This is a genomic window from Pseudomonadota bacterium (genome assembly GCA_034660915.1).
Classification (GTDB): domain Bacteria; phylum Desulfobacterota; class Anaeroferrophillalia; order Anaeroferrophillales; family Anaeroferrophillaceae; genus DQWO01.
The window spans coordinates 1-8,469 of record JAYEKE010000203.1; the positions used below are offsets into that span (position 1 = coordinate 1).

Below are 8,469 nucleotides of genomic sequence, written 5' to 3' on the forward strand. Positions count from 1 at the left end.
TCAAGCTGTTCCTCCACTGGGCGAGCGATAGTCAAGAGTGTCCCCCCGCGAAGCACGGCGAAGCAAACGTGCAAACCAGTACGGACCGCAGGCGAAGGAAGGCGGGAAAGTGAATTATCACAAATTCAGGACGCAGGGCAAAAAAATTTCACCACGAAGCACACGAAGGAACACGAAGAAGGTCTTGTGTGGTACTGTGGGGTCAGGCCTTGCAATCATACATTTGCCTCTCTGGAGAAATTAAAAGGGGGAGTGTCCCTCTTTTCTGAAATGGGGAGTGTCCTTCTTTTCTGGGAGAATTGATGGCTAAAAAGAAAAAGAAGCGTAGTAAAAAATCCCGCACACCGAAAAAAGCGCTGACGATTGAAGAGTTGGAAGTCCAATTCAAGCAAAGTATTGAAAGCGGCAATTTTCGCCAGGCGATCAGTGCCGCCCAGCGGCTGTGTGACCGTGATCATGAGCGTTATGAACCGCTGCTTTGCCGGGCGCACGTAGCTTTAGTGAAGGTTTTACTGGACAAGGGGAAGGTCTCCCAGGCCCGCGCCGCTTTCGCCCCGCTCAAGAAAATGTCTCCGGCGCCGGAGATTGATGATCTGGCTTTGCGCCTGGCCCGTGAAGGTGGTGATTTTGCCGGCGCCGCGGAGGTTGCCGCCCGCCTGCTGACTGCCGACGTCCAGGATGATGACGATCGTCTTCCAATGCTGCGGGCCGCCGATGTCCTGGTGCTGTCTTTTGCTGATTTTCCTTCGTGCCTGGCAGCCGAACATCCCGGCCCGGCAGCCGAATTGGCTCAGGTTCACCAGGCGTTGGCGCTGATCTGCGCTGAATCCTATGATGAAGCCCTGGCCGCGGTCGGCAACTTGGGTCGCCGTTCCCTTTTTGCCCACTGGCGCCTTTTCATCAAGGGTTTGGCAGCCTTCTATCGGGGTGAGGATGACAAAGCCGGGCAGGCTTTTGCCCGTTTGCCGGCGGATTCGTGGTTGGTTGACGCGGCGGCTCCTTTTCAGCTGCTCCTGTTGCCGGTTGATGATTCCCGTTGTCGGCAACTGGCGAAAGATGAATCGCGGCTGCGGGATGCCTGCCTGCTGGCCGGCCGGCCGGAGTTGGCCGATGTCCTCCCCCGGGCGAACTATCTCTGGATGACCGGTCGTCACCGGGATTCCTTTCGCTATCTGCGCCGTTCCCGGGCCGGGTTCCCGGCTGAAACGCCGGATGTCCAGGGCTCATTGACCCGCTTTTACTACAACGGCGGCTACCATCTTGAAGGTGAACAGCGTGATCAGTATCTTCATTTTCTGTACGATTTGTCCCGGAAAGAACAGGAAAAAAACAAGACGATTGTCTTGCAGGGTCTCAGATTGACGGCCCTGGATTGTGAAGTTGGTTGGGGGGAGGAAGAGGAGGCGGTTTTTTTCTGGCAGGAATTTATCCGGCGGTATCAGCATTTTTATGGTGAAAACCAGCTTCTCAACAGCCTGATCTATGCCCGTCTGGGAGAATTGTTTGCCCATGAGATCCCGGGGATGGAGACAAACCCTTTTCAGCTGCCGGGCTACCATGATGCCGAACCTGATGCCGGGGAAATCTTCGATCCTGAAATGGCGGAAAAGTATTTTTTGCTCAGTATCAAAGCGGATGACGGCAACAAAAAGGCCTGGCTGGATTTACTGGAAATGTACGTCGGCGCCGGCTGGAAATCCAAACGAAATCGTCTGCTGGATGATATTGTCAAGCGCTTTCCCGATGATAAAGATGCCCTGCTTAAAGCTGGTGCCGGCTGTTGGGAACGTGGGGCGCTGCACAAGGGCCGGAAATATTTTCGCCGGGCCCTGGACCTGGATCCGCTGGACAGCTTCACCCAGGCGAAATTTATCCTGCTGACAATCGTGCTGGCCCAGGATCAGGTACGCAAAGGACGATGGGAAAACTGCCGTTCACTTCTGGCTGAAGTTGAGGAAATTGCCCGGCCGGAGCTTGATGATTTCAATCGCGGACGTTCCTATCTGTTGGGACGCTGGTCGATTTTTTCCCTGGCGGCTGATAAAAAAGAGGAGGCCCGGGACTATTATCAGCGGGCTGTGGAGCAGGCCCCGAATCCCGACAAGTTCCTTTACTTTTACCGGTTGTATGCCCTGATCCAGGGATTTGATCTCCGTTCTTTCCCCTGGGTACAAAAAGTAGTAAAGAAGCAGTTTTCCGGGGTTTCTGTGGCCACCGCTATGGATTACCTGGAGGTTTATCAGTATTGTGGTCTTTTGCTGACTGCTGATGATGATGCCTGGCTGCCGGAAAAAGAGGGGAAGCAGCTGCAAAAAATACTGACGAAAGTGATGCCCCGGGCGGATGCCGGGCAGGTGGTCAAGGTGATGGAATATCTGTTACCTGAGTCCCTGGTTGACAAGCGCCTGGTTCGTGCCTGTCTGCGGCGCTTGCGAGCCATCGACGCCCACTCTCCCCATTATCTCTATTATCGTTTTCTGGTTGAAAAACAGGGAGCGGAGAAAATTCCCCGGGAAGAAGACGTTGTCCGCTTGCGAGAAATTCTTGCCGCCGCCGAAAAAAGGCAGGAGCAGCAGCTGGTTGACAAAATTAAAGATCTGCTGGTCAAGCTGGAGGCATTTTTGGCCCTGTTTGCGGAAATGAAGGAACGTATCGGCGAAGATTTTGCTGGCCCGGAGGATGAATATGTTCCCGAGGATGATCTGGATGAAGATGTCGGGGGTAATTGGGATATGCCCTTGCCGCCGGGAGCCAGTGAGCCACCGCCTTCCTGGGATACATCCCGCAGGCCTTCGTTATATCCCCAGGCGAAGAAAAAGGTTCAAGCATCCGAAGAAGCGGACGAGCTTTCGGAAGTTTCGAGTTTGTTTGATTTCTTAGATGATTAGTATGTGTATGGTTTACGGTATAAGGTGTAAGGTATACGGTTTACCTTTGAACATAGAACCTGATGGAGGAAAACCATGACCCCTTATGAGATTTTAGGTATTGATCTCCAGGCCGATGATCAGGCTGTCCGCCAGGCCTATCTGAAGCTGGTTCGGAGTTTCCCGCCGGATCGTCACCCGGAGCGGTTTCAGTTGATTCATGATGCCTACGAACTGCTGCGGGATGAGGAAAGCCGGATGCGTCATTACCTGTTTGACCTGGAGCCGGGCATGCCGCTGCCTTTCGCGGTTCTGCGGGAAAATCCAGCCATTGAAGAAGCCCGCGTGCCGCCGGATTTCAACCGATTACAGGAGTACCTTCGTCGATGGATGAGCCAGTGAAAAAAAAGGGTCGAAAAAAAAGGGGTCTGACCCCTTTTTTTCACTTTTTCAGTCGCGGATTACGATCTCTGTATGGTGAGAGTGAAAATATCACCGTTAAAACTTCCGAGGATGTCCCGGTTACCAAAGAAGTTAAAGAGGTTGACGAGATAACCGCTGGTATCGGCCGCGGCTCTGATGATGACGGATCCTCGATTCCGGACTGGCGGCGGCAGATTGAAGAACAATGTCAGTCCTGGTTGGATTCCCTCGAAGAAAAGCCGCCGATTGAGCCGGAAAAATTGCCACCAGAGGTGGATGTGGACCATCCGGACCTCTATGGCTTTTATGCTGAACTTTGTGCTGTTCGCCATGAATTTCGCAAACAATCCCGGCGAACGAATGATGGCCTGTCCCGCTTCGGTGGTGTCCTGGATGAATTTGAAGAGGTGATCAGCCGTTTGCAGGCCAGGTTGGATCAGGCTGATGAAGCGAAACGGCAGGCGGAGGATATGGAGGTGAAAAGGGCTGTTTTTCTGCCCCTGGTGGATTTATTCGATCGTTTTCAGCGACTGGAAAAGCGGCTGGCGGTGCCGCCGCCGATGGGATTTTTTGCCGTCGGCCGTCGTCGTCGGCAGGCCTGGGAAAATGTCGGTGATGGTTTTGCCATCCTCCGGGATCACTTTGCCGCCCTGTTGCGGCAAGCCGAAGTGGAACCGGTGCAGACCGTCGGTCAGGTCTTTGATCCCGGTTCCATGAAGGTGGTGGCGGTGGAAGAAACGGCTGCTGCTCCCGCGGATGTGGTGCTGGCGGAACTGGCGGCCGGTTACCGCTATCGGGGGTGGGTGTTGCGGCTGGCGGAAGTAAAGGTGGCTAAAAACAAAAAAAGTAACGAGAATAAATAAAAGGAAAATAAGAAATGGAACATATTATAGGTATTGACCTGGGAACCACCAATTCAGAGGTGGCGGTTATTGGCGATGGGCAGCCGCGGATTATCCCCATTGATGGGGAATCGATCATGCCCTCCTGTGTCGGTCTTGACGGCCGGGGAAAGCTGGTGGTCGGCCGGGAAGCGAAAAACCAGATGCTGTTGCGCCCGGATGAGACCATCCTTTCCATCAAGCGTCTCATGGGCGCCGACGAGTCGGTTTCCCTGGGTGAAAAGGAGTATAGCCCGGAAGAGATTTCCGCCCTTATCCTGGGGAAATTACGGGACGCGGCGGCAACTTTTCTGGAAGAAGAGATCAGCGCGGCGGTGATTACCGTTCCGGCCTATTTTGATGACCGGCAGCGAAAAGCGACCCGGAAGGCGGGAGAATTGGCCGGCCTTGAGGTGCGGCGAATTATTAATGAGCCGACGGCCGCGGCGTTGGCCTATGATATTGAAAAAAATGATAACCAGACAATTTTGGTTTATGATCTTGGCGGCGGAACTTTCGATGTTTCCCTGGTGGTGGTGGAAAACGGGGTAGTGGAAGTGAAGGCCAGCCACGGGGATACGAAGCTCGGCGGTGATGATTTTGACCGCCTGTTAATAGACCATGTGGCGGAAAAATTCCGGGAAAAATCCGGTATCGACCTCCGTACCGACAGCCAGGGATACAATCGCCTCTGGTCGGCGGTGGAAAGGGCCAAGCGGCAGCTCTCCGATCATCACTATGCCGAAATCAAAGAGGAATATATCAGCGATGAACACCATTTGATCGAGGAAATTTCCCGGTCGGACTACGAAGAAATGATCGAGCCGCTGCTGCGAAAAACCATGGACTGTGTCCACTCCTGCCTGCGGGATGCCGCCATGCTGCCCGGAGCCATTGACCGGGTTTTAATGGTAGGGGGATCAAGTCGAACACCTCTGGTTGCCGAGTTGTTTTCCCGGGAAATGCGAGCGGCAATCAATGATGAAATCAACCCGGAGCTGATTGTCGCTCTCGGAGCGGCGATCCAGGGCGGGGTGATGAGCGGCCTGCCGACAGCGGCGGTGCTGGTTGATATTACCCCCTATACTTTTGGGACCCGGGCCTTCGGTGAGTTTCAGGGTTCTTTCAGCCAGAATTGCTATTGTCCGGTTATCAAGCGCAACACGCCCCTGCCAGCCGCCAGGAGCGAAAGGTTCGCCACCATGGTTGACAACCAGGAGAAGATTGATATCCGTGTTTACCAGGGGGAGGAACCGTTGGTGAGCGATAATACTTTTGTGGGTAATTTTCAGGTTGACAGTTTGAGCGCGGTCCCGGCGGGCAACGAGATTATCCTTACCATGCGCTTGGACCTGGATGGTATCCTGGCGGTGACCGCCAGTGAAAAAAGTACCGGCCTGGCAAAAACCGTGCGGATGGAAACCGCGGTTGTTGATGGCCTGCAACGTTCGGTGGACAGTCTCTCCGTGGTTGATTCAGCCGTGGGGGGCGGCGAGGATGGTGATGATAAAATTGAGGAGATGGCTGGAGACGCCGAAGCTCAGGAGGCTGTCGATCTAGCCCGTGAACTGCGGCGGCGGGCGGCAAAGTTGCGGTCCATTGCCGATGAAACCGATGCCGCCGAGATAAAAACGCTGATTACCGCCGGGCGCGAGGCCATCGCCGCCCGGCAATGGGAGCGGCTGGCCGAGCTGAACGAGTCCTTGGCCGACCTGCTTTTCTACCTTGAAGATTAAACCCGTGGGGTCAGGTCTTGAAATCACGCATTGGGAGGAATTAGGGGGACAAGGAATTAGGGGGACAGTATATTTAATTATTTGAAGATCTGGAGAAATGCTGATGGAGATTACCTGTCCCGCCTGTGGGAAAAGAAACGGGGGAGAAAATAATATCTGCAGTCGTTGTGCCTGTGAGCTGGAAAAGTTGGCGTTGATTGTCAAGATGGCTGGCGAACTCTTTGATGAGGCGTCGGCTTGTTTGCGGTCCGGCGACGGCGCCGGGGCTCTGGAAAAATCCCGGCTTTCCTGGAATCTGCGCCACACCGGTGAGACAGCCCGCCTGGCCTTCCTGGCCGCCCTGCTGAATCGTGATTTTGCCGCCGCCTCCCGGTGGTTCAAAAAACGCAACTTTTTTAAAGAAGGCCGGCAATGATGGAGCTGAAACTGCTCAGATCATCGAGGTTGTCCTGGAGAATATCATAAACAGCATGGTAATCAATTTTCCAGTACATATGAACAAGGAGATTGCGGAAGCGGGCCATCTTTTGCAGCTCTGTTGACAGAGCTGCCGGAATAATCCCGGCATCGGCTAAAATGGCAAAACATTCAGCGTATTCTTCCGGTACTTTTTGCAACTGTTTGGCGGCGATGTGGTAGCAGAGGCTCAGTGCTGATTCAATGGCGACCAGAAGGCGATAGCAGGCAATATCCTGAAGATCCTGATTATGAACAAAGGTATCTTTTGGTTCTTTGGCAATCCGGTCCAGACGTTCCAGAGATTCCATGATTTCCCGGCAACGGCCGCGAATCAGTTCCTGATTAAGGCTCATGAGGCGAATGCCTCTTTCGTTGCCCGGCGCAGGATGGGTTTTATGTCCAGGTATTGCCGGATTGTTCTCTCCACGAATCGGCAGCGGAGATCGGGGTTTTTTTCCACCAGGAGTTGACCGCGAATCACCTGGTAGACAAATGGGCAGGGGGCTTTGTTCAGAATTTTCACATCAACCGGTACTTTCGTTGAAATACTAAGCTCCTGCGCTAACTGAAGGACGTAGTGACTGCTCATTTTCAAGTCAATATTCTCCACATATATGGCCACATCCAGATCATGAAACGGCAAATTTCCAGGAAATGACCCGTACAGATACGCAAAGGTGATTTCCGGCTGCCCGGCTAACAGCTTGCTGATCCGGGCAATGATGAGATCTTTTTCTTTGCCGGAAAGGGAATAGTTCTTTCTTCGCATGCCTTTCTGACTACCATAATGATTTTTTTTTGGCAACTTACGAATTGAATTAAGGGTAATTAAGGGGACAGTATACTTAATTCTCATACAGATATTCAGATTTCCTTTCTTGCGTAATTTTGAAATATAAATATGGTTAACGGCTTTGAATAATTAAGTATACTGTCCCATTAATTGAATATGGTTAACTGCTTCGAGTAATTAAGTATACTGTCCCCTTAATTGGTCCCCTTAATTGCCCTAAATTGTGGCCTTGAAGAATCGTGGTGGCGGGGGATTTTTATCTTCGGGTTGGTACTCCTTGAAGAGTTTTCGGTAGGTGTTGATATTTTTCAGCAGCGGTGCCAGTTGCTGTTTGATCTCCTGGCCCCGTGCGAGAAGTTTTCGGTCATGTTGTTGGATGAGCTCGATCAGGTCCAGTTGTTCTTTGATCAGGGCCTGCATCTCCGCGGGAATATCGGCAGCCGAGGGAAACTGTTGGCTCATGGAGTTGATGCCGACATTGACTTTTTCCAGGGCCGCGAACACCTGCCGGCGATGGTCTTGGAAACGTTGTAATTTTTCCTGGCTCCAGTCTTCCACCGGAGTTTCCCCCAGCAAGCGGCCGGCGGTTTCAACCTCCCGGTAGAGCTCCCGGGCTTTTTCCAGTTGTTTGATAAGTTTTTTCATATTATTGAATTAGATAAAATATGGGTACACGATCCTTAATTATTGAAAACCCGCCAATAATTAAGGTCATGTCCCCATATTTTGTTTAGATTACGAATGAAAGGGGAGCTTTGTGGGCGGTTGCCGGGTTGTTGCCGCCGGCCGTCATCCCGTAGGTTCCGGTAGCCGATTGCGGTTGCCGGGGTGCGGCTGTTTCCATCACCGGGCTCGCTGTCTTTGGTTTTTCGCTGCCGGTGGTTTTCTCTTCGTTCATGACGGTTTCCAGCCAGTTCTGGCGCAGGTTTTCCACCAGCCGGTAGACGTGCTGCACAATTTTGGCATCATTGGTCAGGTTGGCTTCCAGCAGTTTATGCATCATATGGGTGTACATGGCTTCGAGGAAGGGAACGATTTCATCATCCAGCTGGCGATCCAGGCAGCTGTTGAGTTCACTGATAATCGCCAGGGCTTTGCCGATATGAATGGCCTTTTTCTCAATTTCTTTCTTTTCCATCGCCTTTTCGGCAATGGTCAAAAACTTGAGGCAGCCGTCATAGAGCATGAGGACCAGTTTTTTCGGGTCGTTGTTGGTAGTAATTTCCATCTGTCGGTATTGGTTGTATTGATTCGCGGGAGTCATGCCGGATTCCTTTCCTGTTTATTATGGGGAGTGTCCCTAATTATTC

9 protein-coding genes are annotated in these 8,469 nt (G+C 52.5%); 5 read left to right on the plus strand and 4 right to left on the minus strand.

Features of this window, described 5'->3' with window-relative positions; translation table 11 throughout:
* Window positions 1-302: 302 nt before the first annotated feature.
* From U9P07_11425 to U9P07_11445, 5 genes are all read left to right on the plus strand, one after another.
* Window positions 303-2,888: a hypothetical protein gene (locus tag U9P07_11425; GenBank protein MEA2110019.1), complete on the plus strand. Its 2,586-nt coding sequence runs from the start codon at window positions 303-305 to the stop codon at window positions 2,886-2,888.
* 75 nt (window positions 2,889-2,963) lie between these two features.
* Entirely contained in the window at window positions 2,964-3,269 is a 306-nt protein-coding gene (locus U9P07_11430) for a J domain-containing protein (protein MEA2110020.1), read from the plus strand.
* Window positions 3,254-4,153, plus strand: a complete 900-nt coding sequence (grpE, locus tag U9P07_11435) for a nucleotide exchange factor GrpE (GenBank protein MEA2110021.1) — start codon at window positions 3,254-3,256, stop codon at window positions 4,151-4,153. The genes U9P07_11430 and grpE overlap by 16 nt, the downstream gene beginning before the upstream one ends.
* 14 nt (window positions 4,154-4,167) lie before the next feature.
* The gene (locus U9P07_11440; GenBank protein ID MEA2110022.1) at window positions 4,168-5,907 is read left to right on the plus strand and encodes an Hsp70 family protein; all 1,740 of its coding nucleotides are present in this window, start codon (window positions 4,168-4,170) and stop codon (window positions 5,905-5,907) included.
* A 103-nt stretch (window positions 5,908-6,010) separates the two neighbouring features.
* On the plus strand, window positions 6,011-6,322 hold the full coding sequence (locus U9P07_11445) for a hypothetical protein (GenBank protein ID MEA2110023.1): 312 nt from the start codon (window positions 6,011-6,013) through the stop codon (window positions 6,320-6,322).
* Here the strand turns inward: U9P07_11445 and U9P07_11450 are convergent.
* The 4 genes from U9P07_11450 to fliS all read right to left on the minus strand — a co-directional run bounded on the left by U9P07_11450 (window position 6,303) and on the right by fliS (window position 8,423).
* On the minus strand, window positions 6,303-6,719 hold the full coding sequence (locus U9P07_11450) for a DUF86 domain-containing protein (GenBank protein ID MEA2110024.1): 417 nt from the start codon (window positions 6,717-6,719) through the stop codon (window positions 6,303-6,305). The two genes, U9P07_11445 and U9P07_11450, sit on opposite strands and share 20 nt — an antisense overlap.
* The gene (locus U9P07_11455) at window positions 6,716-7,135 is read right to left on the minus strand and encodes a nucleotidyltransferase domain-containing protein (protein MEA2110025.1); all 420 of its coding nucleotides are present in this window, start codon (window positions 7,133-7,135) and stop codon (window positions 6,716-6,718) included. Before U9P07_11455 ends, U9P07_11450 begins: the two co-directional genes overlap by 4 nt.
* A 240-nt stretch (window positions 7,136-7,375) precedes the next feature.
* Window positions 7,376-7,804: a hypothetical protein gene (locus U9P07_11460; GenBank protein ID MEA2110026.1), complete on the minus strand. Its 429-nt coding sequence runs from the start codon at window positions 7,802-7,804 to the stop codon at window positions 7,376-7,378.
* 85 nt (window positions 7,805-7,889) lie between these two features.
* Window positions 7,890-8,423: a flagellar export chaperone FliS gene (gene fliS / locus U9P07_11465; protein ID MEA2110027.1), complete on the minus strand. Its 534-nt coding sequence runs from the start codon at window positions 8,421-8,423 to the stop codon at window positions 7,890-7,892.
* Between the last annotated feature and the right edge of the window lie 46 nt (window positions 8,424-8,469).